The following is a 23,496-nucleotide window of genomic DNA, read 5'->3' on the forward strand; positions in this document are numbered from 1 at the left end:
CCAGCTCTCACATGAGTTTCGCGGCCCACCGATGCCAGGTGGCGGCCGCTTTGCTGGTCTCTTGCACGATCACGTCACGTAGCCTCTCGTCGGGCCACAGCGCGAGCAGGTAGCGGTCAGGGCGGTCGTTCATGTAGGTGTAGTCGTCGTCCGCGAGCTCGTCGGGGTCGTACGTGCCGAAGGGGTTCCGGCCTTCGTCCATGCCGAGGGCGCAGTAGCGCACGCGGAAGGCAGGCAGTGGTTGCCCGTCGGGCACCAGGGGCAGCGCGGCCAGGGCGGCGGCACCCCACGGCACCAGGTCGACCGTGGCCCGCCGGGGCTGGAAGGGCACCTCGACCACCTCCTGCCACTCAGCGGCCGCGGCGGGCGGTTCGGTGTCGTGCCGCTCGACGGTCAGCCGCACGCTGCCGCTGTGTGTGCCCGTCATGAGGAACAGCTCCCCCGGTTGGGCCGCGCCGCACAACCCGTTGACCTGACCGGCGAACGCCTTGGCCATGTCCGGGATCTCACGGCTGCACACGTACATCTGGCGGTACGCCACCGGGACCAGCCCGTCGAAGAGAACTCGCACGGGCCGATCGTGCCATCGACAAGGGTCTCGTTAGGGTCTGCGGGTGACTACGGATGTGCGGCGGTTGCCCGAGGCCGAGATCGATTCCTCCTTGCACCTGGCTCTGCAGGGGCTGCTCGGGGCCTGTTTCCCCGGCTATCCGGAGCGCAGTTATTTCAAGATTCCACCCCATTTCCGGTACGTCGTCAGCGACGGACCCGCCGTGGTGGCGCAGCTCGGGGTCGAGCTTCGCGTGATCAGGGTCGGCGAGCAGGTGCTGCGGACGTTCGGGGTGGTCGATGTGTGTGTCCGGGAGGACCGCCGCGGGCGGGGGCTGGCGAGCCGGTTGCTTGACGAGGTCGTGGGCTATGCCGGCGGCTGCGGAATGGATTTCGTCATTTTGTTCGCCGATGACGACGGCCTTTATCGGCGCCACGGGTTCGCGCGGGTGGACAATCCGCTGACCTGGGTGAAGATCAACGAACATCACACTATCGGCCTGGCCCAGGCGGTGACGCCGCACGAGATGATGGTTCGGCCGGTGGGAGAAATGGTCTGGCCGACGGGCGAGATCGATTTGCTCGGCCACGTCTTCTGAAAGGTCTCGCTTCACGAAATGGCCGTCGCCGCTCCTCTATGGGGCATAACTGTCGTGCCATGGAACGAGGGGCGTGTGGCGATGGGAATCAATGACAATCGGCGTTCGGTGAAACGGGCGCGGGCCTCGCAATGGTCGGCCGCCAGTGTCGTCATCGTGGTGAACGGCATTCTCACCGGTGTCGGCGGGGTGTTCCTGCTGACCACCTCCCTGCCGGCCACCGTCGTCGCCGCGATCGCCGCGGTGCTGCTCGCCTCGGTGATCGTGCTGGCCCATCGCTGAACTTCCCCATAAAACGGCACCAAAGACTTCGCACTCGTGCAAGTCCGGCACCTCTTCTGGATGACAGCCGGTTCACGCGATGACGAGCGGAAGCAGGTGCCGATGGGCCAGGAGGAGATCAGCCCACCAGCGGAACGACCGCCCGCGGCCGAGTTCAAGGTGTTCTTCAACCGGTTGTATCCGGTGCTGGTGAACTATGGCGCGGTCATCTGGGGCAGCATTCCCGACGCCGAGGAAGCCGCATCGGATTCGCTGGTCTACATCTATCGGCATTGGCACGACATCGACAACAAAGACGCGTACGCCCGGACAATGGTGACCCGGGCCATCGGCCGGCTCCGCAAGAATGCCGCCCGGCGCGCCGACCAGCTCAATCAGGCCGGACCCGCGGGCTCCTACGCCGACAGCAACGACGGCTCGGTGACCGAATGCGTGCAGCGGCAATGGATAACGGAGCTGCTGGCCACGTTGCCGCCCGCCCAGCGGGCCGTGATGGCCGGCTTCTTCGACCAGGTGCCGACCGCCGACATCGCCGCCGCCATCGGCAAGACCGAGGCCGCCGTCCGCAAAAATCTGCAACTGGCCCGGCGGCGCCTGCAACAGGAACTCGAGCGGGAACGGGTCCCGGATCTCCCCCGGCGGCATCCCGTCCCGGTCGTCACGTCCACACCCAGAGAGGTCGCACGGTGAGTCCATTCGATGACCGTGACCCGGTCGACATCCCGCACCAGGACGCCGAGACGCCCCTCCACGACCTGATGACCCAGGTCATCGACCTGGCCGACGAGGCGGTGACGGCCCGCCTGACCGACGACGAACTGCTCCGCCAACTCGACCTGATCGAACGCGAAGTGGACGCGGAGCCGTCAGCCACCGGGCGTAACCGCGTTCTTCACCGGCGGGTCGGCGCCAAGGCGTGGGCGCGGCGAGCCGCGGCCGCGACCAAGAAGGTAGCGTCCGCGCGAAGCCGGTCGCTGGCGCTCGTGGCCGTTGTGCTGCTGGGACTGGTGGGCACCGGCCTTTCGGTGGCCGGCTTGCGGCGGGCCGATCACATCCGGGCGAATCAGGTGACGTCCGAGAAAGCCGATCTTGCGGAGCAGGCGTTCCAAGCGGCCCTCACGCAGTACACCGATTCGCTCAACTCCCTTGCGGTCGCTTTGAGCGTTCAGCCCGAGCTGGACGCTTCGACATTCGAGACACTGACGAGTCCCGCATGGAGCTCGTCATCCGCGGCGTCTGGAGTCCATTACGTCGTCGCAGCCAACTCGGCCCAGATTCCCCAGGTACAGTCCGAATGGCGTGACCGCGGCGCGACCGGTCTGACCCTTGAGCCGACCAAGACGTCCGATGAGCACTTTGTCGTTGTCCTCACGGCCGCTCTGGGTGGTGGGACTTCCTCCGGCCTGGACCTCTCGGCTTCACCGCAGGCCGCCGAGGCACTGCGCCAATCGCGCGACACCGGCGTCATGGCTGCGAGCAGCCCGAGCTTCCTGTTGCGCGACGCGTCGATACCAGCGGAGGAGCGGCAGCAGGCGCTGGTTCTCGCCGCTCCGGTCTTCACCCAGTCGGCGGGCAAGCCCGGGGGGAACCTCTTCCGGGGCTGGGTCGTCACGGGCCTGAGGTTGGATGACCTGCTTCGGCAGGGCGGTAGGGGCGGCGGAGGTTCCTTCACCGTCCGGCTGCGCGACATCACCGTGAAGGCCGCACCCAGAATGGTCGCCTCGTATGAGTGGCCCGGCACGGAGGAGGCGTCGGCTGCGCGCATGGTGAACTTCACCGCCGGCCAGCGCCAATGGCAGCTCGAGTTGACACCGATCGAGGAACTGCGAACGCCGTCAGATCATCTGGAAGTCGCGGCATGGATGATCGGGTCGTTCATCACGCTGCTTCTTCTTGCTCTGGTCGCAGCGGCGACTCGCTCCGCCGACCCGTCCCGAGGTAGTGACGGAGCCACCACCGTCGGCCGAGAACGCCCCGCCCGGCGAGAAGAACCGCCGGCGAAGCTGGAAACGGTCGCGCCCGAGCCGACGGGCCCGGCGCGCGTGCTGGCGACCCGCAACACGAGCTGAATGCGGAAACGCCCGGCACCCCAGGAGAGGGGTGCCGGGCGTTCGGCTGCCTTACTTGGCGTATTTCGCGTACTTGGCGCGGAACTTCTCGATGCGGCCGGCGGTGTCGAGCACCCGCGTGCGGCCCGTCCAGAACGGGTGGCTGGCGGCCGAGATCTGCACGTCGATCACCGGGTACGTGTTGCCGTCCGACCACTCGACGGTCTTGTCGCTGTTCTCCGTCGACCGGGTGAGGAACGCGTAGTCGGCGTTGCGGTCGCGGTAGACGACGGTGTGGTAGTCGGGGTGAATGCCGTTCTTCATGTCTCTGTCCTCCCGAGGAGATCGACCGGTAGAACCTCGGGAGGGGCGGCATTATTTCCGCCCCCGGGCAGGGTTATGACGAAGGTCGCACCCTGCCCATAAGTGCTGGTCACGGCCACGGAACCGCCATGCGCCTCGGCCAGTTTGCGAACGATCGACAGCCCCAGTCCGCTGCCCCCGGTGCGCCGGTTGCGCGACGGCTCGGCCCGCCAGAAACGCTCGAAAACCATCGGCAGCTGGTGGGAGGGAATGCCGGGTCCCGTGTCCGCGACGGCGAGTTCCCCCGTACGGGCGGAAAGCGTGACCCGGCCGCCCGGGGGCGTGTGCCGGATGGCGTTGGCGACAAGATTGCCCAGGGCCTGTCGCAGGCGAATCGGGTCGGCCGGGAAGACCACAGGCGCGGCGTCGACGATCAATGCGACCCCGGCCCGATCGGCGGCCTCGGCGAACGCGTCGGCGACGGCCCCGAGCAGTTCCTCCGCCCGTACGGGAATGGGATGCAACCGCAACTCACCCGCGTCGGCCGCCGCCAGATCCTGCAGGTCGTCGATGACGTGCTGGAGCAGCAGCGCCTCCTCGAGCAGCGACGCGGTCAGCTCACGGTCGAGCGGCACCACCCCCTCGTCGGCCGCCTCGAGCCAGCCGCGGATGTTCGTCACCGGGGTGCGCATCTCGTGCGCGACATCGTTCACCATCGCGCGGCGCAACTGCTCGACCTCGTGCCGGCGTTCGGCCATCGCGTTGAAGGCCGTCCCCAGGCGCGCGATCTCGTCGCGGCCGGTGACCGCCACCCGGGTGCCGTCGTCGCCGTCGCGCATCCGGCCGGCCGCCGCCGTCAAAGCGCGCAACGGCCGCACCATCCGCACCCCGACCAGGGCCGTCACGCCCACCGCGACGAGCAGCACCACCCCCGCGACCCCGATGACGCGCCAGCGGTTGCGCGGCGAGAGGTCGAACCCGGGCGGCGCGGTGGTGCCAGGTGTCGTCACGAAGAGCAGGGCCGCGGGGGCGACGTGCCCGGTGAGCTGTTCCCGCCGCGCGCCGGCCAGGCAGTCGGCGACCGCACCGGCCCGCGCCTGGCCCGCCCGCGCCGCGGCCTGGTCGGCCCACGTCCAGGTGTTGTCGAGGCCGACCCGCACGGCGGGGAGGCGCTGACGTTGCACACAGGCGTCGACGAGCGTGTCGAGCCGGCGCAGCGCCCGCGCCTCGGTCTCGGTCGGCTCGGCCAGCGTGGCCCGCGGCCCGGAGCAGGCCAGGTCGGTGGAGACGTCGTTGCCGGGGGTCTCGATGTGGGGACGGCCGCTGGGCCCGTCGACGACCACGGCGTTGCGGTAGACCGACCGGGGCTCGCCCTCCTGGGCCGGGGCGGCCGTGGGTTCGCGCAGGCAGCCCGCGACCCGGGAGGCGATCGCGCGCAGGTTCGCGCGTTCGGCCGGGGTGAGCCGGAAGGGGCCGACCGCGCGGGCGTCGATGCGGTCGTCGCGGGCGCCGGGCAGCAGGGCGGTGTCGACGCCGAGCGGGTCGACCGTGGCCGACACGCGGGCCGGGAGCGTGCCGCCGCCGGAGTCGGCCAGGGGCGTACGGGCTCGGGTGGTCAGGGCGATGCGGTGCCCGGTGCTCGCCGCGAGCTGGTCGACGAGTGGGCCGGCGCCGGACCAGTCCTTGTGCGTGGCCGCGTAGCCGAGCAGGGCGTCGTAGATCCTGGCGTCGTCGGTGAGCGCCTGCACCTGCTCCTGCTGGATCGCGCGGGTCGTGGTGCGGACGGCGAGCCAGGCCGTGGCCGCGACCGAGAGCACGGAGACGACGGCCGACAGCGCGAGCAGCCGCAGGAGCAGGCTCGACCTACGCATCGGCGAGCTTGTAGCCGACGCCGTAGACGGTCAGCAGGCGTACGGGGTGGGAAGGGTCTGGCTCGATCTTGCGGCGCAGGTTCATCACGTGGACGTCGACCGTGCGCGCCGTGACGAAGTTGTCGCCGTGCAGACGCAGCACCAACTGCTCACGTGTGAACACCCGGCCGGGCTGGGCGGCCAGCGCGTGCAGCAGCTGGAACTCGCCGGGCGTGCACGTCACCGGGTGGCCGTCGGCGCGCACCTCGTGCCGTACGGGATCGACGTGCAGATCGCCCAGCCGCAGCACCGGGTCGGGGGTCTTGACCGTGAGCTTGGCGCGCCGCAGCAGGGTGCGGATGCGGGCGGCGAGCTCGCGCGGGCTGTACGGCTTGGTCAGATAGTCGTCGGCGCCCAGGTCGAGGCCGAGCAGCAGGTCGTCCTCGGTGCCGCGGGCGGTCAGCACGAGGATCGGCAGGTCGCAGTCGCGGCGCAGGATCCGGCAGACGTCGAGCCCGTCCACGCGCGGCATCATCACGTCGAGCACGAGCAGGTCGGGCGAAGTTGCGCGAACTTGCTCGAGCGCGGCCCGGCCGTCCTCGGCGACCAGCACCGTGTGACCTTCGTGCTCGAGATAGCGCCGGAGAAGCTCGGCCTGCTTGGGATCGTCCTCGGCCACGAGCACATACGCACACACGGCGGCGAGTTTAGGACGCGTGCGCATGCCGGAACGGGAGCACAACGGGATGACAACAGGATCCTGACAAGTCGCGGTCAGGGCTTCAGACGGCGGGCCCCGGGGTGCGCACGGCCAGCATGGCCACGTCGTCCTCGTGGTCGTTGCCGGCCAGGCGGTGGTGAACTGTGTCGAGCAGTTCGGGCAGCGGCGCCCCGGCGAGGCCGCTCAGGGTCCGGCGGAGGTGCACCTTGCGCTCGTCGATGACGTCGTGCCGGGTTTCGATCAGCCCGTCGGTGTAGAGCAGGACGGTCGAGCCGGGCGGCAGGTCGCGCGTGTGGTTCGTGCGGGGCATCCGGCGCTGCACCCCGAGCAGGATGTCGCGCCCGGGCAGGGGGCTGACCGTGCCGTCGGCCTCGAGCAGCAGTGGCGGCGGGTGACCGGCGTTGGCCCATTGCAGGCGGTGCCCGCCGGGGACCGACTGCACGTAGGCCAGGATTGCGGTGGTCGGGATGCGGTCGCCCAGCACCTGCATGGCGCTGTCCAGGCGGCGCAGCAGCGCGGACGGCGGCTCGTGCCGGTCGATCACATATGCGCGCAGCATGCTCCGCAACTGACCCATCGTGGTCGCCGCGCGCATGTCGTGCCCGGTCACGTCGCCGACGACCAGGGCCAGCTCGCCCGGCCCGACGCTGACCGCGTCGTACCAGTCGCCGCCCACGTGCTCGCCGCGGGCGGCCGGCTCGTAGCGGGCCGCGAGCTGCAGCGGGGCGGCGTCGGGCAGGTCGCTGAGCATGGCCCGCTGCAGCACAGCGGCGACCTGCTCGCGGGAGAACAAGTAGTCGGCCCGCTGCACCGCCTGGCTCACGTAGCCGGCCAGCGCGGCCAGCACCGCCTCGTCGAGCACGTCGACCTCGAACCGCTGCTTCCACACGAAGGTCAGCGCCCCGATCGGCCCGGCCGGGCCGGGCAGCGGCACGCTCGCCCCGGACTCCCAGCCCATCTCGCGGAACGTCGCCAGGGCGTCGGGCACCCGCGCGGCCACGGTGGCGAGGTCGGGCAGCAGCACCGGGCGCCCGGTGGCCGCGGCCAGCCCCGACGGGGTGAGCACGTCGCCGGCGTACCGCTGCCAGCGGCCGGCCACCGCGGCGGGCAGCGACTCGCCGGACTGCAGGCTGATCCGCCCGTCCGGCTCGAGCAGCGAGATGCCCACGTAATCCGGGTCGAGGGTGCCGCCGACCAGGGTGCGGACCGCGTCGGTGACGTCGGTGACGGTGGCCGTGCGGGCCAGGGCCACGCTCGCGCGCAGCAGCAGCTGGGTGCGGTCGAGGGCGGCGTGGGCGTCCTCGGCCCGGCGGCCGGCCGACCGGGTGGCGATGCGCAGGCGCAGGCTGTCGGAGCAGGCCGCGGCCAGGTCGGCGAGCAGGTCGAGCTCGGCCGGGGTCCACTGCCGGGGCTCGGTGTCGATGGCGCACAGCGACCCCAGGACGTGGCCGTCGGCGTCGGTCAGCGGCATCCCGGCGTAGCCGACCACGCCGAGGTCGGCGATGGCCAGGTTGCCGGTCACCCGCGGGTCGGTGCGGGCGTCGGTCACGACGAGCGGCTCGGCGCTGATCACGACGTGCTGGCAGAACGAGTGGGACAGCGGGGTCTGCCGCCGGCCCAGCCACGGCTCGCCCAGCCCGCAGGCGCCCGGGAAAACCTGCCGCGACTCGTCGACCAGCGACACCAAAGCGACGGGGACGCGCAGGACCGTACGGACCATTGCCGTGAATCGGTCGAAAACGGGATCGGGGACGGGACCCAGCCCGGTGCGCGCCAGGGCGTCCAGCCGGGACCGGTCGCCAAGGCCGCGGTCGTTCATGGTCGTACCGTACAGTTTCCCTGGGACAAGCGTTTGATCTGCCCGGCGCTGGGCACCCGACCCGCCGACAATCGTGATCAATTCGAGGTGGGGATCATGTCCGACTCCCGTACGCTGCGTGCCCTGGTGCTGGGCTGCTCCCTCAAGCCGGGGCCGCAGGAATCCAGCAGCGACCTGCTCGGCCGGCAGGTCCTCGACGCGCTTGCCGACCACGACGTCGACGGCGAGCTGATCCGGGTGGCCGACCAGAACATCAAGTTCGGCGTGAGCACCGACGAGGGCGGCGGGGACGGCTGGCCCGCCGTACGGGAGAAGCTTCTCGCGGCCGACATCCTGGTGATCGCGACGCCGATCTGGCTCGGTCAGCCGTCGAGCGTGGCCAAGATGGTGCTGGAACGCCTCGACGCCGAGCTGTCGGAGACCGACTCGCGCGGCCGCCCGTCCATGTACGACAAGGTGGCGGCGGTCGTCGTGGTCGGCAACGAGGACGGCGCCCACCACGTGATCGCCGAGGTCATCCAGGCCCTCAACGACGTCGGCTTCACCATCCCCGCGGCCGCGTCCGCCTACTGGGTCGGCGAGGCGCTGGGCAAGGTCGACTACAAGGACGCCGGTCCCAAGCCCGACACCACGGGCGAGTCGGTCAAGTCGCTCGCCTCCACTGTCTCCCACCTGGCGCGGGCCCTGACCGAAAACCCTTACCCGGCCGAATAGGCACTCCCCTGAGCGCGTGACGTCGCCGTAGGCTCTGGGCGACGTGGCGGTGATCACAGGGTGGAGTGACGATGAGCGTTCTGCAGGAGCTCGTGACGGCGATCCGGACCGGGTCGGTCGAAGTGGTCGACCTGACGGCCCCGCTGTCCAGCGAGACTCCGATCCTCAAGCTGCCGCCGCCGTTCTCCGACACGATCACTTTCGGCCTCGAGGAGATCAGCCGGTACGACGAGCGCGGACCCGCCTGGTATTGGAACAACATCCACACGGGTGAGCACACCGGCACCCACCTGGACGCCCCGGTCCACTGGGTGACGGCCAAGGACGGCGAGGACGTCTCGCAGATCGCGCCGCTCAAGCTGGTCGCGCCGGCCGCCGTCATCGACGTGTCGGACCGGGTGGCCACCGATCCCGACTTCCTGCTCGAGATCGACGACGTACGGGCGTGGGAGTCCCAGCACGGGCCGCTTCCCACCGGCGGGTGGCTCCTGGTCCGTACGGGCTGGGACGCGCGCTCGGACGACCAGGCGGGCTTCCTGAACGCGAACGAGACCGGCCCGCACACCCCGGGCATCTCCGTCGAGTGCGCGAAATGGCTCGCCGAGGAGGCGCCCGTGGTCGGCGTCGGGGTCGAGACCGTCGGCACCGACGCGGGGCAGGCGTTCGGGTTCGACCCCGCGTTCCCCTGCCACTCGTACGTGCTCGGGGCGGGCAAATACGGCCTGACCCAGCTGCAGAATCTGGCCACGTTGCCCCCGACCGGGGCCGTCGTGATCGCCGCGCCGCTGCCGATCGTCGGCGGCTCGGGCAGCCCGGCCCGGGTGCTGGCCCTGGTCGAGCGATGACCACAGTCGCCGAGATAGTCGGCGCGACCCTGGCCAAGCTGGGCGCCCGGCACGTGTTCGGCGTGGTCGGCAGCGGCAATTTTCACGTCACCAACGCCCTGGTCAAGCACGGCGCCCGGTTCGTCGCGACGCGCCACGAGGCGGGGGCGGCGACGGCGGCCGACGCGTACGCGCGGGTCGGCGGCCGGGTCGGGGTGGTCACCGTGCACCAGGGCTGCGGGCTGACCAACGCGATGACCGGGATCGCCGAGGCGGCCAAGAGCCGGACGCCGATGCTCGTGCTCGCGGCCGAACCCGCGGCCACGGCGCTGCGGTCGAACTTCCGCGTCGACCAGGACGCGCTGGCCCGGGCGGTCGGGGCGGCGAGCGATCGGGTGCACGGCCCGGCCACGGCGGTCGCCGACACCGTACGGGCCTGGCGGCTGGCCACGAGCGAACGGCGTACGGTCGTGCTCAACTTGCCCCTGGACGTGCAGGCGGCCGAGGCGGAGATGACCGAGCCGCGCCCCGCCGTCGCCGTCGAGCGGCCGCAGGCCAACGACGACGCGGTCGCCGCCCTGGCCGCGCTGCTGGCCGCCGCGGAACGGCCCGTGTTCATCGCCGGCCGCGGCGCGATCAACGGCCGCGACCCGCTGTCGTCGCTGGCCGCGGCGTGCGGGGCGCTGCTGGCGACCTCGGCCGCGGCGAAGGGCCTGTTCGCCGGTGGTCCGTGGAACCTCGACGTGTCCGGCGGGTTCGCCACTCCCCTGGCCGCCGAGCTGATCGGCGCGGCCGACGTGGTGGTCGGCTGGGGCGCGTCGCTCAACATGTGGACGACCCGGCACGGCGGGCTGGTCGGCCCGTCGGCGACGGTCGTGCAGGTCGACCTCGACCCGGCCGCGCTCGGCGCGCACCACCGCGTCGACCTGGGCATCGTCGGGGACGTCGGCAGCACCGCCCGGTCGGTGCGCACGGCCCTGCCCATGCGCAACGAGGGGTATCGGACGGCGGGCGTACAGGAGCGGATCGGCGCGGCCGGGCGGTGGCGGGACGTCGCGTACGACGACGACGGCGACGAGAAGCACATCGATCCGCGCACGGTCAGCATCGCGCTGGACGACCTGCTTCCCCGCGAACGGGTGGTGGCGGTCGACTCGGGCAACTTCATGGGCTACCCGTCGATGTTCCTGTCCGTTCCGGATCAGCGCGGGTTCTGCTTCACGCAGGCGTTCCAGTCGGTCGGGCTGGGGCTGGCCTCGGCGCTCGGGGCGGCGCTGGCGTCGCCGGGGCGGGTGCCGGTGGCGGCCTGCGGCGACGGCGGGTTCCTGATGAGCATCGCCGAGCTGGAGACCGTACGGCGGCTCGGGCTGGGCATGCTGATCGTGGTCTACAACGACGAGGCGTACGGGGCGGAGGTGCACCACTTCGGGCCGCACGGGCATCCGCTGTCGACGGTGACGTTCCCGGAGACCGATCTGGCCGCCATTGCCCGGGGGTACGGGTGTGAGGCCGTCACCGTGCGCCGGGTGCCGGATCTGGCGCCGGTCACGGCTTGGCTGGCCGGGCCGCGCAAGGTGCCGATGGTGGTGGACGCGAAGGTCGCCGCCGGACGGCCGTCCTGGTGGCTGGAGGAGGCGTTCCGGGGCCACTAGTTCTTCATGCGGCCTCTCCTTCCCCCTACGGCATGATCAACTGCGGCGCCGGGTCGCCTTCGGTCCAGTTGTCGGACAGCACGGCCAGGCTGTCGGCGTCGGCCACGGCGGCCAGCCCGGCCGAACCGCCGGGTGGCAGCAGCACGCCGTTTCGCTGCGGTGCGATCCGCACGCCACCGGGCATCAGCTTGGCGCTGCCGGTCACGGGCACGGCCGGCAAGGTCGCGGGCGGGCGTCCGGCCAGCGTGCCCAGCAGGGGTTCGAGCAGGGTCAAAGTCGAGACCATTCCCGCGTACGGGTTCCCGGGCAGACTGACGACCCAGCGCCCGCCGGGCAGCGACGCCAAGGCCTGGGGATGCCCCGGGCGCGAGGCCACGCCCCGGACATGCCACTCGGCGCCGCGCTCGTCGAGCAGCGCGTGCAGATGATCGGCGGCGCCGGCCGAGGACGAACCGCTGACCACAATGACGTCCGTGTCCGCTCGGTCGAGGGCTTTGCGCAGCTCGGCCGGGTTGTCGCCGACGTGCCGGGAGTGTTCGAGGGCGCCGCCGGCGCGGGTGGTGACGGCGGCGACGATGCCGGTGAAGCTGTCGCGCACCTGGCCGGGGCCGGGGCGGCCGGCGAGCACGACCTCGTCGCCGGTGACCAGCAGGGTGACGGACGGGCGGCGGTGCACCCGCACCTGCTCGACGCCGGCCTGGACCGCGGCGGCGACCCGGGTGGCGGTCAGGGTGCGGCCGGCGGGGACGATCAGGGCGCCCGGCTCGACGTCGTCCCCGGCGCGGCGGATGTGCGTACGGGGGCCGCGGGCGCCGTGGACAGTGGCGCCGTCGACGTGGCAGTCCTCGTAGGGCAGCACGGCCTCGGTGTTCGCGGGGACGGGGGCGCCGGTCGCGATCTCGGCGGCGGTGCCGGCGGCGAGCAGGGCCGGATCCGGGGTTCCGGCCAGGATCAGGCCCGCCACCTGCCACGGGCCGGGGCCGGCCACCGCGTAGCCGTCCATCGCGGCGGCGTCGAAGGCGGGCACCGGCGCGGCGGCGAGCAGGGGCTCGGCCAGCGTGCGCCCGTGGGCGTCCTCGGGCGCACACGTCTCGGCGGGCAGCGCGGTGGGCAGGTCACGGGCGGCGGCGTACGCGTCGGCCCACGCCAGGCCGATCGCGGGCGGACGCTGCTGGGTCACGGGCACCGCACCAGTAGACGCGGCCGGCATGTCGGCGTCGTGCCGGCGCCACGGCGGTCGTGCGACCGAAAGCTCACTTCGCCCGCCGCGCTGGTTGTGACTGCATGCCTACCAAGATGTCACCTTCTCGCGGCGGCGACGGCGCCGGGCCGCGCCTGTAGGTTGCGTGAACGTGACCGGGCTCGCCACGGTGTTCGTGCGGTGGACCTGGTGGCGCGCCCTGCTGCATCGCGGGTGGTGGGCGGTCACCAGCGTCTATCTGGTGACCGTGGCCCACCTGACGGCGTCCGAGCTCGTGCTGATCGGGGTCGGGCAGTCGCTGGCCGCCCTGGTGCTGGAGATCCCCGCGGGCGTGCTGGCCGACACGGTGAGCCGGAAGTGGTCGCTGGTCGTCTCGCAGGTCCTCATGGGCGCGTCGATGCTGGCCACGGCCCTGGTCGACGGGTTCTGGCCGCTGCTGGTGACGCAGATGGCGTGGGGGCTGGCGTGGAACTTCGCCGGTGGGGCCGACGTGGCCTGGATCAGCGACGAGCTGGACGATCCGCCGGGCGTGGCCGTCGTGCTGGTGCGCGCCGAGCAGGCCCAGCTCACCGGGACGGTGGCCGGGCTGGTGGCCGTGAGCGGGCTGGCCTGGCTCATCGGCCCCGGCCCGGCGATGGTGTCGGCCGGGGTCGCGATGCTCCTGCTCGGCCTGTACGTCGTGGCCCGCTTCCCCGAGCGCCGGTTCCGGCCCGTCGCCGCACACCGCTGGCGGGCCGCCCGGTCGATCCTGCGCCGCGGCTCGTCCCTGGTGCGCGGCAGCCGCCTGGTGCTGGGCATCTTCGCGGCCACGTTCCTGGTCAACGGGGTCACCGGCGCCTTCGGCCGGCTCTACCCGCTGCGGCTCGTCGACCTCGGCCTCGCCGTCGACCCGGTGCTCTGGCTCGGCGCCCTCGGCGTGCTGATGAGCCTGGCCGGCGCGGCCGCGCTCCACGTGGTGCGGCCCCACATCAACGGCCCCACCGTGCTGCGGCGCGGCTTCGTCGCCACGTGTGTGATCGCCGCTCTTGGCGCGGCCGGGCTGGCCGTCACGCCCGAGGAGCTCAGCGGCAGCCTCGCCGTGGTGCTGGCCGCCGGATCGCTGCCTTTGACCCGCGCCTTCACCACGATCTGGGTCAACCAGCAGGCCGGCAGCGCCGTCCGAGCCACAGTGCACTCACTGGCCGCGCAGGCCAAGTACTTGGGCGAGATCACCTGCGGGCTCGCCATAGCCGCAGTCGCCGCCCACGCCACGACACCCACGGCCCTGCTGACGTGCGGCGTCTTGCTCGCCGCGGCCGCCCTCCTGATCCAGCGCGTCGCGTCCGCAGGACCACCCACCACCGGCGATCGCCTTCAGTAGCCACCGCCCGGCGACGCCCGCCGGCCAGGAGCACGATGTCGTCGAGGGCCGGCACCCGGTTGGGCCGGCACCCGGTTGGGCCGGCACGGTGGGCCCCGGGCCGCGCCGCCTCCAGCCCGGGGAACGCCGTCAGGGTCGGACTGTGATGCCGGCGGCCAAGCGGACGATCTCGTCGCTGGACAGCGGGGTCACGTCCTGATCCCAGGCGAGCTCGAGCCAGCGGCTCCGGCCGAGCTCGATCGTCAGGGTGGTCGAGTGGAACTCGGCGGGGCGGCCGTTGACGGTGGTGGCCATGCCGGGCTCGACGGGCGGCTCCAACTCGGACAGCAGCTGAACGCAGACGCCGCCGCTCGGGTTGCGGTCGCGCGGGACCGTGGCGGCGGGGGCCACGCAGGTGTAGCCCTCGCTCTCGTGCTGCAGCGTGAAGCCCGGCGGCACGGCGACGAAGTCGAACGAGGGCCGGGCGCCGGGGATGCTGCCGCCGGTCAGCCCGCGGGCGAAGCGCAACACGTCGGGTTCGGAGCGCGGGCCCATGCTGAGCACCTGGACCCAGCGGCCGTCGGGCAGTCGCCAGCGGACGCCGACGAACTCGTCGCCGGGGCCGGCCCCGTCATACGTGCTGGAGACGTGGACCTCCGCCGGGCGGCCGTTGACCGTGGACGTGTGGGTGCCTTCGGCCTCGACCTCCCACGAGCCCACCAGCGGGCCCACCTCGGCCGACAGGACGCTGCCCTCCCGCTCGTACGACAGGTGGGTGTTGGGGCCCAGGAGCGACACCGACCGGGTGCCCGCGCCGGGCGGAACCCACGACGGGCGCATCGGGAAGACGACCGGGGGCCAGTCCGGCGCTTCCCAGTCGGCGGTGGGCGGGACGGACACGGCGGGGATCGGGGCGGCCGAACTGCGGGTCAGCAGGGGCGGCACCACCGCGACGGCGATCAGGGCCAGCGCGGCGGACCCGATCGCGGCGGCCCGCTGCCGGCGACGGCGACGCCACACCCCGGCGGCGACGTTCTCCCACAGGTCGGGGTCGGGATGGGCGGAGGGGCGAGCGGCCCTGTCCTGCAGGGTGGTGCGGAGGTCTTCTTCCAGAGTCACAGCGGCACTCCCTTCAACGAGGCGGGCGAGAGGTCGGCGCGCAGGCGGGCCAGGCCCCGGGACGCGTGCACGCGGACGGTGCTGGTGGAGCAGCGGAGCACGTCGGCGATCTGCTGGTCGCCGAGATCCTCGTAGTAGCGCAGCACCAGGACCGCGCGCTGGGCCCGGGTCAGGCCGCCCAGCCGCGACCACAGGTCGTCGCGCACGGCCTGCTCGTCGGCGAAGTCACCCCATACGGCGGAATCGTCTTTGATCTGCTCGGGCTGCTCGGCATGGGAGCGGCGGCGCAGCCAGGAGACGTGCGAGCGAACCAGGGCCGTGCGTAAGTAATGGTCGGGCTGGTCGTGCTCGATCTTGGGCCATCGCCGATAGGCCTTGACCAGGACCTCCTGAACGAGATCCTCGCCGAGGTGCCGGTCGCCGCAGAGGAGATAGGCGAAGCGGCGCAGCGCATCGCCGCGCGCCCTCACATACTCCTCGAATCCGGTGTGCACTCGCCCTCCCGTGTGTTCGCGAGCCTTCATATACAAAGACGCCTCGAACAGACGGAAGTGCTTACGAGAATTCCTGGAAAGTTGCGGCCAGTTCGTCGCGGGTCGGGCCGGGATGGGGTGTGGGACGCCAGCCCGAGGCGAACAGCGCGCGGGCCTGCGGCTCCACCTCGTCCAGCGTGGACGGCAACGCCTCCATCGCCATGTACGGCCCGACCACGCGCAGCAGCGACTGGTCCTTCTCGCTGGCCTCCATGATCAGGTCGCTCGGCAGCCGCCGGGTCACGTCGACGTCGCCGCCGGCCCAGCGGCGCAAGATGTCCGTGTCCCAGTAGACGTGGTCCTCGTACCAGGGCCGCACGTTGACCAGGCACCACTCGTCGAACGCGAGCGCCACCGCCGCCGGGTCGCCCGGATGCGCGTCGAGCAGGTTCAGCAGAGCCACCGCCTGGCGCAGCGAGACCGCGATGCCCCGCCCGGCCGACGGGTTCGTCGTGCAGACCGAGTCGCCCACGTGCAGCAGCCCGGGCAGCGCGACCCGGCCGTCGGCGTCGAGCTGCCCCCGATACGTGTTGTGGAGCCGCCCGCCGGGCAGGACGGGGGTGATCGGCTCGCTGCGGTCGGACGATACCCACGCGGCCAGCGCGGGGACGGCGAGGGCGGCCGCCTGGAACGCCGCCGGGAAGCGGAGCGCACCGAACCGGCGGTCGTCGGCGGGCCGGATGAACAGGGCCGAGAACGTGCGGTGGTCGTGCAGGAACACCGCGATCAGATAGCCGGTCAGGGTCTGGATGATGCCGACGGGCGCGTTCATCGGGCCCGGCTCCGCGCCCGGGAGCAGCGAATACTGCCGGGACACGTACGACAGGCCGCAGTCACCGCCCTCGGCCGGCGCGCGCAGGTCGGCGGCGATGCGGGAGGCCCGGCCGGAGGCGTTGACCACCAGATCGGCGGAGACGTCGCGGCCGTCGACCCGCAACCCGGCCGCGCGCCCGTTCTCGCGGAGCACATCGTCGACGTGACCGTGGGCCAGCGTGACCCCCGGCTCGGCGAGGGCGAACGCACGCAGCACCTGCTCGAAGAGCGCGCGACGGCAGCGCAGGGCCGCGTACGGGGCCGGCAGTCCGTCGCCACCACGGAACACGACCCGCTCGGCGCCGGCCTCGTCGAGCGCCGTCAGCACCTCGGGCATCTCGCCCTGCAGCGCCTGGTGGATCTGCGGCCGGAAACCGTGCGGGTGGTGGAACTGCATGACCCCGCGACGTTCCCAGCTGCCGTCGGGGGCCGGGCCCGGGTCACGGTCGACCACGGTCACCCGATGGCCGCGACGGGCCAGGGCGACCGCCATGAACAGGCCGGTCGGCCCGGCACCCACCACTGCCACATCCATGGCGCCGAGGGTAGGCCCACCCACCGACACTCAACGCCCTACGTCGCGAACCCGACGGCGCGTCGATGGCATCAATCGGGGATCCGCCGTGGCCGATCACCTACGTAGGGTCACCGGCATGCGATTCACACGGGGAACCCTTCTTGCGACTCTCGCCTTGGCACTCACGGCTACGGCCGCCTGCGGGGTGCGCGACACTCCGACCACCGCGGCGCCCGGCACGCCCAGCCCGACCGCCTCGGCGGACAGCGGATTCGGCGGCAGCCCCACGACGCCGCCGACGACAGCCCCTACGACCAGCGCTCCCAAGCCGGTGCGGAGCTCGCCCTCGCCGACTGCCACCAAGACCCGGCAGCCGCAGGTCAAGGACTGGGCCGACGTCGTCAAACCATGCCCGTACGAGGGTCAGAAGGTGGAAATCCTGGACGCCGTCCACGAGGACGTGACCAAGGACGGGATCATGGACACGATCGTCACCCGCAGTTGCGAGGCATCGACCTCGTACTGGGCGAATACGGTCGAGGTCTTCAAGAACACGACCGAGCCGCGGGGCGCCAAGCGCGTCGGGACACTGCTCGAGGACGTCGCCAAGATGGACGAGCCGGTGGTTGAGCAGGTGCTCTTCAACAAGGGCATCATCGGGATCAAGGCCTACGGCACCAGCGCGAAGGGTGCCAGGGCGTGCCCCGATCTGATCCTTTTCTACCGCTACGAATACACCGGCGGGAAGTTCAAGCGCATCTGGCGGGACGCGGGCATCAAGGAGGAGTGCAAGCTTCAGTAGCTTTGCCTCAGAACGCCCATCGGTCGACGAGCGCTTCGTGGGCCTCCAGCCTTTCCTGTGTACGCACCGGGTCGGTGCCGGCGATCGCGTCGAGCAGGCTGATCGCCAGCACCACCACCGCGGCGTGTGAGTCGAAGACCAGTCCGGTGCCCACGGGCGCGACGAGCAGCACGTCCGCGTCCGGGGCGAACGGCACCAGCGCGCTGTCGGTGACGATCACGGTGGCCAGGCCCAGCCGACGCGCGGATCTCAGCGCGTCGACCGTGGCCGCCGGGTAGCGCGGCATCGCGAAGACCAGCACCGCCGTGGCGCCCTGATGACGCAGCTCCAGCAGGGTGTCGTCGACGCAGCTGGCGTCGGTCTCGACGTGCACGGCGGGCAGCACCCGCCGCGCAAAATAGCCGAAATAGTCGGCCAGGGCCGCGGAGGCGCGCAGACCGATCACGCCGAGCGGCGAGGTGGCGGCCAGAAGTTGCACGGCGGCGGTCATCCGCTCAGCATCGAGCACTCTTTTGAGCGCACCGAGGTTGGCCACCTCGAGATCGACGGCGCTGTGACGGTCGGGGATGTCGGTGTTGCGCGAAAGGACAACTTCGCGCATGGACGCGCGGAACTCGGGATAGCCCGCGAAACCGAGCGCGGTGGCCAGCCGGGTGACGGTCGGCTGCGACACCCCGGTCTGCTCGGCGATCTCGATCGTCGACAGGAACGCCACGTCGGGGAACATGCCGAGCATCCGTTGCACGATCTGACGCTGGGTGGGCGAGAGGCGGTGCCGCTGCGCGAGGTCGAGCAGCCAGTCCTCGGCGCGGCCGGTATCCAAGCGCTTCTCCACCGCCCGTTCATCCATGGCCCGCTCGGCCACGGCCCGTTTATCCACCGCCTGCTCGGCCACGGCCCGCTCGGCCACGGCCCGTTTATCCACTGCCTGCTCGTCCACCGCCTGCTCGTCCACCGCCTGCTTGTCCACGGCCCGCTCGGCCACCGCCCGTTTTTCCAGCGTCATCGGACCGCCCATGCGCGCAAGCTGAATACTTCGAAACACCAAGGTTATAGGGTGCATTACATGATTCACACGGGAGCGGCGCTTTGGATCCGGTTTCTCAACGGCGCCGACATCGACGCCCTGGCCATCACGCCGGCCGACGTGATCGCGGCGGTGGAGAACGTCGTCGCTGCTCACGGTCGCGGTGAGACCGTTTTCGAGCCCCGTACGCACCTGGTGCCCAACAATGGCGGGGTCGGCCACTTCAACGTGCTGCGCGGGCATGTCGACACGCTCGGCGAGCGCGGGCTGAGCGGGGTGAAGGTGGTCGGCGACTTCGTGCCGAACTACCAGAAGGGGCTGCCGAGCGAGCTCGCGCTGATGAACGTGTACGACCCGACCACCGGCGTCCCGCTCTCGATCATGGATGCCACGTGGATCACCGAGGTGCGTACGGGGGCCATGACCGCGGTCGGCGCGAAGCATCTGGCCCGGCCCGACTCGAAGGTTCTCGGCCATGTGGGCGCGCGGGGCACGGCGTTCGCCAACGTCACGATGCTCGACAGCCTGTTCCCGCTCGAGGAGATCCGGGTGACGAGCCGCCGCGCCGAGTCGCGCGAGGCCTTCGCCGAGCAGTTGCGCGCAGTTACGAGCACTCCCGTGCGCGCGGTGGCCACCGCCGACGAGGCGTTCGACGGCGCCGACATCCTGGTCGAGGCGTCCCGCCTGGAAAAGCCGACCCCACTGCTGCGTACGGCGGCGGTCAAGCCGGGCGCGTTCGTCGTCCCCTACGGCACCGTCAGCGCGGTGGAGCTCGACCTGCTCGACGTGATGGACAAGGTGGTCGTCGACGACTGGCGCGAGTCACAGTCCGGCCGGTTCGGAGCGTTGCGCGCACATGTGGACACCGGACGGCTGAGCGAACAGACGCTTTACGCGCAGATCGGCGAGATCGTGAGCGGCCAGAAGCCAGGCCGTGAACGCGACGACGAACGCATCCTGTTCTGGCACCGCGGCCTGTCGATCCTCGACGTGGCCCTGGCCCACCTCATCCTGACCCGCGCCTCCGAGGCCGACGCGGGCACGATGCTGCGCTACCGATGACCCCGGCCCTGCCCGTACGCACCATCGAGCACCCGGCCGACCTCAACCGCGCAGTAATCGCCGAGGTGGCCCGCGGACGTTGTCGCATAGTGCTCGCTCCGGCGCTCCTGGACGCCCTGGCCGCCGGCCGCCGCGCAACATTGCACGACCTGGAAGGCAAGACCGTGTACGGCGTGAACACCGGCATGGGCGCCCTTGCCGGCCTGCGGCTGGACCCGGACGCCCAGGCCCGCCACCAGGACACGCTCATGACCGGACGTTCGGTCGGTTCCGCTCCCTGGCTGCGCCCCGAACAGGCTCGCGCACTACTCGCCGCCCGCCTGCGCACATTCCTGCATCCGGCCGCCGGTGTGTCACCGTCGCTGTGCCAGGCCCTGATCGACCTGCTCGACAGCGACGTCATCCCCGCGATCCCGGCCCGCGGCAACGGCGCAGCCGGCGAAATCATCCCCCTGGCCCACGCGGGCGCGGTCCTCAACGGCACCGGCCAGGTCACGAACACCATCGGACAAGACGCGACCGTCATCGACGCGGCGACCGCCCTCGCAAAGGCCGGCCTCGCGCCCCGCCCGTTCGGCCCCAAGGAGGGCATCGCGTTCCTGGAGGGCGTGCCCGGGTTGACCGGCTTGGCGGTGCTCGCCGCCGAAGCCACCCGTTCGCTCACCGACCAAGTCATCCTGGCCACGGCGGCCTCGCACGAAGTCATCCACGCCAGCCACGACCCTCTGCACGCAGCACTCGCCGACAGCGACGAACTACGCGCAGTCCTCGACAAAATACGCAACCTGCGCGCCAAGATAAACGACCCGCGCAGCCAGGCGAGCGCCCCACGCAACCTGAGCGAACCGCGCAGCCAAGCGACCGACGCGCACAACCTGAGCGAACCGCACAGCCAAGTGAGCGACGCGCACAACCTGAGCGAACCACGCAGCCAAGCGACCGACGCGCACAACCTGAGCGAACCGCACAGCCAAGTGAGCGACCCGCCCGACCTGAGCGAACCGCCAAGCCGAACGAGCAGCCCGCGCGAGTTCGCGAGCGAGCCGCACGGCGAGGTGAGCGAACCACGCACAGTATTGAGCGAGTCGCGCGCGAATATAGTCGGGGCCCTGCAGGCGCCTGTGTCGTTCCGGGTTACTGCGCCGGCTCTGGCCGTTGCCTTGCGGGCCGTTGATGGGCTTGAGGCGGCTGTTGATCGTGCGCTTGAGGCGGTCACCGACTCTCCCGCGCATCTCGAGGGCGAGTTCGTGGGCACATTCGGGTTTGCTGGGACTGACCTTGTTGCGGCAGTGTCGGCGTTGACCACCGCGTTGGTGCATCTGGCCGAGCTGGGCACCGCCCGGCTGCACCGGCTGCTCGATGCGAACCTGACCGGACTCAACCGGCAGCTTTCCGAATCCCCGGGGCTGCACGCGGGCATGGCAACCGTGCATAAACGCGCAGTCGGCGTCACTCATCGACTGCGGCGGTTCGCGGTCCCCGCGCTCAGCGGCGCGATCGAGACGTCGCTCGGGCAGGAGGATGTGCAGAGCTTCGGCTTCGAGGCCGCGGAATGCCTCGACGAGGTGATCACCGGGCTGCGCGAGGTGCTCGCTTGTGAGCTGTTGGCGGTCGTTCAGGCGGGCCGGCTCGGCGGGCCGGTGACGCTGCCCGAGTTCGACGCCCTGCTGCCGCCGGGCACAGCCGACCGGCCCTGGGGGCGAGACATCGACACGATCGTCGGCAGGCTGGCCGAACGCTAGATCGCGCAGGTGGAACCGCGAACGATCAGTTCCGGCCGGAACAGCGGCACTCCCCCGGGCGTCTCCAGCTGGTTGATCGCCGCCTCGACGATGGCGTCCTCGTCCCAGGCCATCGTGGTCAGGCCCGGCTCGACCAGGACGGCGAGCTGGTGGTCGTCGTAGCCGATGACGGACAGATCCTCGGGGATGCGCAGGCCCTCGTCGCGGGCGGCCCGGTAGACGGCGAACGCCAGCGAGTCGCTGAGGCAGAACACGCCGGTCGGGCGGCCCGAGCCGGCCAGCAGGTCGGCCACGATCTCGACGGCCTCGCTGGTAGCGGCGGGGGCCGAGATGGCGACCAGGTCGACGCCGAGCGCCTCGGCGATCTCGGGCGCGAGCAGCTGGGCCGGGCGGCCGGGCGTCGACGGCAGCGCGGGCGCGAGCAGCCCGATGCGCCGATGACCCAGCTCGACCAGGTGGGCGAGGGCCGTGCGGACCCCGTACGCGTTGTCGAACAGCACGCTGCCCGAGCCGGGCCGGGCGGTCAGCGCATCCCCGATGGACACGACCGTGACCTCGGCGCCGAGCAGTCGCCAGTAGGCCGCGGTGGGGTCGACCGGCGAGACGAGCGCGCCATCCACGCGCTGGGCGACGAACTGCTCGACGATGCGGCGCTCGAGCTCCGGGTCGGCGTCCGCGTCCGCGATCGTGGCGAACCGCCCCTTGCCGCGCAGGGCCCGGGTGAGCAGCACCGAAAAGTCCTGCTGCCAGAGATCGCGCAGCGAGCCGGAGACCCCGATCCACCCCGTACGCCCACTGGCCAGCGCCCGCGCGATCGGGTCGACGGTGTAGCCCATCTCGTCGGCGAGCTGCCGAACGCGGTCGATGGTGGCCGGTGAGCCCCGGATGCCGCGCAACGCGTACGAGGTCGCGGCCAGCGAGAGCCCCGCGGCGGTGGCAAGATCCTGCAGGGTCCGCCGCCCCTGCTGCCGTGACATCGGCCGAATGTAACACTGCCCTTCCGCCTCCACGGCCCCGCCGCCGCTGAGGATGGCGGCGGACCGGCCGCGCCCCACGACCGGCGGCGCCCCACAACCCGCACCCCGCGCACGCCCGACCGGCCCTTGGGTCACGTCGGCTCGGTTGAGGGCGGCCGCGCGCCCCATAACCGCACCCCGCGCACGCCGGACCGGTTGGGCGCCACGATCCGCGCGGGGCGCTCCGCCGAGCAGGTAGATCAACCGGGCGGGAGATTTGGGTTCTCTCTTGGCGAGGTAGTGGTGATGCCGTCGAGAATGGTTGTCAGGTTGTGGTGGAACGTCTCGGCGGCGTCGAGGTGGGCGCCGTCGTGGACGAGGCGGGACACGGTGGGGTAGCGGCCCGTTTCGAGCATGCGGGTCAGGTAGGGGCCGAGGGCGCTTTGCCACTCGGACTCGTCGGTGCCGGTGGCTCGGGCGACCTGCCGCTCGGTGATCTCGGCGCGCAGTGCCCCGACCAGGAACGCGTTCAGGACGCCCAGGGCCCGCTGCAGTGCGTCCACGTCGTGCAGGCCGGGGGCCTGGCTGAGGGCGGCCGCGGTCGACTCCCCCACGGCGAGCGCGTGCGGACCCAGGTGGGGGCGGGCGCCGAGCAGGTCGGCGAACCATTCATGGTCGAGCGCGGCCGCACGGGTGCGGTGCACGACGGCCAGCACGGCGGCCCGCCACTCTGACTGCGGGGCAGCCTCGGCGATCTCGGCGTACACGGCATCGACCATCAAATCGAGCAGTTCCGAGCGGTTGGTCACGTAGTCGTACAGGCGCATCGGCCCGACGCCGAGCTCCTTGGCGATCTTGCGGATGGACAGGCCGTCGAGGCCCTGCGAGTCGGCCAGGTGGACGGCCGTGGCGGCGATCTTCGCGCGGCTCAGGGGGACCGGCGCCGCGCGTGGCTGGGGTTCGGGGCGTTCCCAGACGGGCGAAGGCGCGCTACCGTACGGCGTATCCATGAGGTACAGCGTAC

The 23,496-nt window shown here is 71.6% G+C and carries 23 protein-coding genes; 11 read left to right on the top strand and 12 right to left on the bottom strand.

Annotated features, from left to right (window positions below):
- Positions 1-7 precede the first annotated feature (7 nt).
- Entirely contained in the window at positions 8-571 is a 564-nt protein-coding gene (locus tag JKJ07_RS42855) for a hypothetical protein (RefSeq protein WP_202997773.1), read from the bottom strand.
- Positions 572-614: 43 nt separating this feature from the next.
- Here JKJ07_RS42855 and JKJ07_RS42860 point away from each other — a divergent pair, with 43 nt between their 5' ends.
- The 4 genes from JKJ07_RS42860 (at position 615) to JKJ07_RS42875 (ending at position 3,499) form a co-directional block, all read left to right on the top strand.
- Complete coding sequence (locus JKJ07_RS42860) at positions 615-1,148, top strand: GNAT family N-acetyltransferase (RefSeq protein ID WP_202997774.1); 534 nt, start codon at positions 615-617, stop codon at positions 1,146-1,148.
- A 108-nt stretch (positions 1,149-1,256) separates the two neighbouring features.
- Positions 1,257-1,430, top strand: a complete 174-nt coding sequence (locus tag JKJ07_RS42865; RefSeq protein WP_202997775.1) for a hypothetical protein — start codon at positions 1,257-1,259, stop codon at positions 1,428-1,430.
- A 60-nt stretch (positions 1,431-1,490) separates the two neighbouring features.
- The gene (locus JKJ07_RS42870; RefSeq protein WP_202997776.1) at positions 1,491-2,120 is read left to right on the top strand and encodes an RNA polymerase sigma factor; all 630 of its coding nucleotides are present in this window, start codon (positions 1,491-1,493) and stop codon (positions 2,118-2,120) included.
- On the top strand, positions 2,117-3,499 hold the full coding sequence (locus tag JKJ07_RS42875; RefSeq protein ID WP_202997777.1) for a CHASE domain-containing protein: 1,383 nt from the start codon (positions 2,117-2,119) through the stop codon (positions 3,497-3,499). Before JKJ07_RS42870 ends, JKJ07_RS42875 begins: the two co-directional genes overlap by 4 nt.
- A 51-nt stretch (positions 3,500-3,550) precedes the next feature.
- Here JKJ07_RS42875 and JKJ07_RS42880 read toward each other — a convergent pair whose 3' ends face one another.
- The 4 genes from JKJ07_RS42880 to JKJ07_RS42895 all read right to left on the bottom strand — a co-directional run bounded on the left by JKJ07_RS42880 (position 3,551) and on the right by JKJ07_RS42895 (position 8,171).
- Entirely contained in the window at positions 3,551-3,802 is a 252-nt protein-coding gene (locus JKJ07_RS42880; protein ID WP_202997778.1) for a type B 50S ribosomal protein L31, read from the bottom strand.
- The gene (locus tag JKJ07_RS42885) at positions 3,799-5,652 is read right to left on the bottom strand and encodes a sensor histidine kinase (RefSeq protein ID WP_202997779.1); all 1,854 of its coding nucleotides are present in this window, start codon (positions 5,650-5,652) and stop codon (positions 3,799-3,801) included. The genes JKJ07_RS42880 and JKJ07_RS42885 overlap by 4 nt, the downstream gene beginning before the upstream one ends.
- Positions 5,645-6,328, bottom strand: a complete 684-nt coding sequence (locus tag JKJ07_RS42890) for a response regulator transcription factor (protein WP_307834713.1) — start codon at positions 6,326-6,328, stop codon at positions 5,645-5,647. Before JKJ07_RS42890 ends, JKJ07_RS42885 begins: the two co-directional genes overlap by 8 nt.
- Before the next feature lie 85 nt (positions 6,329-6,413).
- Positions 6,414-8,171 (bottom strand): GAF domain-containing SpoIIE family protein phosphatase, encoded by a 1,758-nt coding sequence (locus JKJ07_RS42895; RefSeq protein WP_202997781.1) that lies wholly within the window; start codon positions 8,169-8,171, stop codon positions 6,414-6,416.
- Between the two features lie 96 nt (positions 8,172-8,267).
- On the opposite strand from JKJ07_RS42895, the gene JKJ07_RS42900 reads away from it, so the two are divergent.
- The 3 genes from JKJ07_RS42900 (at position 8,268) to JKJ07_RS42910 (ending at position 11,361) form a co-directional block, all read left to right on the top strand.
- Positions 8,268-8,885, top strand: coding sequence for a flavodoxin family protein (locus JKJ07_RS42900; RefSeq protein ID WP_202997782.1), 618 nt, complete (start codon positions 8,268-8,270; stop codon positions 8,883-8,885).
- Positions 8,886-8,956: 71 nt separating this feature from the next.
- A complete protein-coding gene (locus JKJ07_RS42905) occupies positions 8,957-9,730 on the top strand; it encodes a cyclase family protein (protein ID WP_202997783.1) in 774 nt (257 codons plus the stop codon).
- Positions 9,727-11,361: a thiamine pyrophosphate-binding protein gene (locus JKJ07_RS42910; RefSeq protein ID WP_202997784.1), complete on the top strand. Its 1,635-nt coding sequence runs from the start codon at positions 9,727-9,729 to the stop codon at positions 11,359-11,361. Before JKJ07_RS42905 ends, JKJ07_RS42910 begins: the two co-directional genes overlap by 4 nt.
- A 25-nt stretch (positions 11,362-11,386) precedes the next feature.
- On the opposite strand, the gene JKJ07_RS42915 is transcribed toward JKJ07_RS42910, so the two are convergent.
- Positions 11,387-12,541, bottom strand: coding sequence for a molybdopterin molybdotransferase MoeA (locus JKJ07_RS42915; protein ID WP_202997785.1), 1,155 nt, complete (start codon positions 12,539-12,541; stop codon positions 11,387-11,389).
- A 172-nt stretch (positions 12,542-12,713) separates the two neighbouring features.
- On the opposite strand from JKJ07_RS42915, the gene JKJ07_RS42920 reads away from it, so the two are divergent.
- Positions 12,714-13,922, top strand: coding sequence for an MFS transporter (locus JKJ07_RS42920; protein WP_202997786.1), 1,209 nt, complete (start codon positions 12,714-12,716; stop codon positions 13,920-13,922).
- A 129-nt stretch (positions 13,923-14,051) separates the two neighbouring features.
- Here the strand turns inward: JKJ07_RS42920 and JKJ07_RS42925 are convergent, their stop codons facing one another.
- The 3 genes from JKJ07_RS42925 to JKJ07_RS42935 form a co-directional block, all read right to left on the bottom strand.
- Positions 14,052-15,020: a hypothetical protein gene (locus JKJ07_RS42925; RefSeq protein WP_202997787.1), complete on the bottom strand. Its 969-nt coding sequence runs from the start codon at positions 15,018-15,020 to the stop codon at positions 14,052-14,054.
- Entirely contained in the window at positions 15,017-15,514 is a 498-nt protein-coding gene (locus tag JKJ07_RS42930; protein ID WP_307834714.1) for a SigE family RNA polymerase sigma factor, read from the bottom strand. The genes JKJ07_RS42925 and JKJ07_RS42930 overlap by 4 nt, the downstream gene beginning before the upstream one ends.
- A 61-nt stretch (positions 15,515-15,575) precedes the next feature.
- The gene (locus JKJ07_RS42935) at positions 15,576-16,901 is read right to left on the bottom strand and encodes an FAD-dependent oxidoreductase (protein WP_202997789.1); all 1,326 of its coding nucleotides are present in this window, start codon (positions 16,899-16,901) and stop codon (positions 15,576-15,578) included.
- Positions 16,902-17,019: 118 nt separating this feature from the next.
- Between JKJ07_RS42935 and JKJ07_RS42940 the strand changes: the two genes are divergently transcribed.
- Positions 17,020-17,685: a hypothetical protein gene (locus JKJ07_RS42940; RefSeq protein WP_202997790.1), complete on the top strand. Its 666-nt coding sequence runs from the start codon at positions 17,020-17,022 to the stop codon at positions 17,683-17,685.
- A 7-nt stretch (positions 17,686-17,692) separates the two neighbouring features.
- On the opposite strand, the gene JKJ07_RS42945 is transcribed toward JKJ07_RS42940, so the two are convergent.
- Positions 17,693-18,703, bottom strand: coding sequence for an SIS domain-containing protein (locus JKJ07_RS42945; RefSeq protein ID WP_236030915.1), 1,011 nt, complete (start codon positions 18,701-18,703; stop codon positions 17,693-17,695).
- Between the two features lie 48 nt (positions 18,704-18,751).
- Between JKJ07_RS42945 and JKJ07_RS42950 the strand changes: the two genes are divergently transcribed.
- Both JKJ07_RS42950 and JKJ07_RS50710 read left to right on the top strand, forming a co-directional pair.
- Complete coding sequence (locus tag JKJ07_RS42950; RefSeq protein WP_202997791.1) at positions 18,752-19,774, top strand: ornithine cyclodeaminase family protein; 1,023 nt, start codon at positions 18,752-18,754, stop codon at positions 19,772-19,774.
- Entirely contained in the window at positions 19,771-21,516 is a 1,746-nt protein-coding gene (locus JKJ07_RS50710; RefSeq protein WP_236030917.1) for an aromatic amino acid lyase, read from the top strand. Before JKJ07_RS42950 ends, JKJ07_RS50710 begins: the two co-directional genes overlap by 4 nt.
- Here the strand turns inward: JKJ07_RS50710 and JKJ07_RS42960 are convergent.
- Positions 21,513-22,493 (bottom strand): LacI family DNA-binding transcriptional regulator, encoded by a 981-nt coding sequence (locus tag JKJ07_RS42960; protein WP_202997792.1) that lies wholly within the window; start codon positions 22,491-22,493, stop codon positions 21,513-21,515. The two genes, JKJ07_RS50710 and JKJ07_RS42960, sit on opposite strands and share 4 nt — an antisense overlap.
- Positions 22,494-22,732: 239 nt before the next feature.
- Positions 22,733-23,482 (bottom strand): TetR/AcrR family transcriptional regulator C-terminal domain-containing protein, encoded by a 750-nt coding sequence (locus JKJ07_RS42965; protein ID WP_236030919.1) that lies wholly within the window; start codon positions 23,480-23,482, stop codon positions 22,733-22,735.
- Positions 23,483-23,496: the final 14 nt, after the last annotated feature.

This window comes from Paractinoplanes lichenicola (genome assembly GCF_016785085.1).
Classification (GTDB): domain Bacteria; phylum Actinomycetota; class Actinomycetes; order Mycobacteriales; family Micromonosporaceae; genus Actinoplanes; species Actinoplanes lichenicola.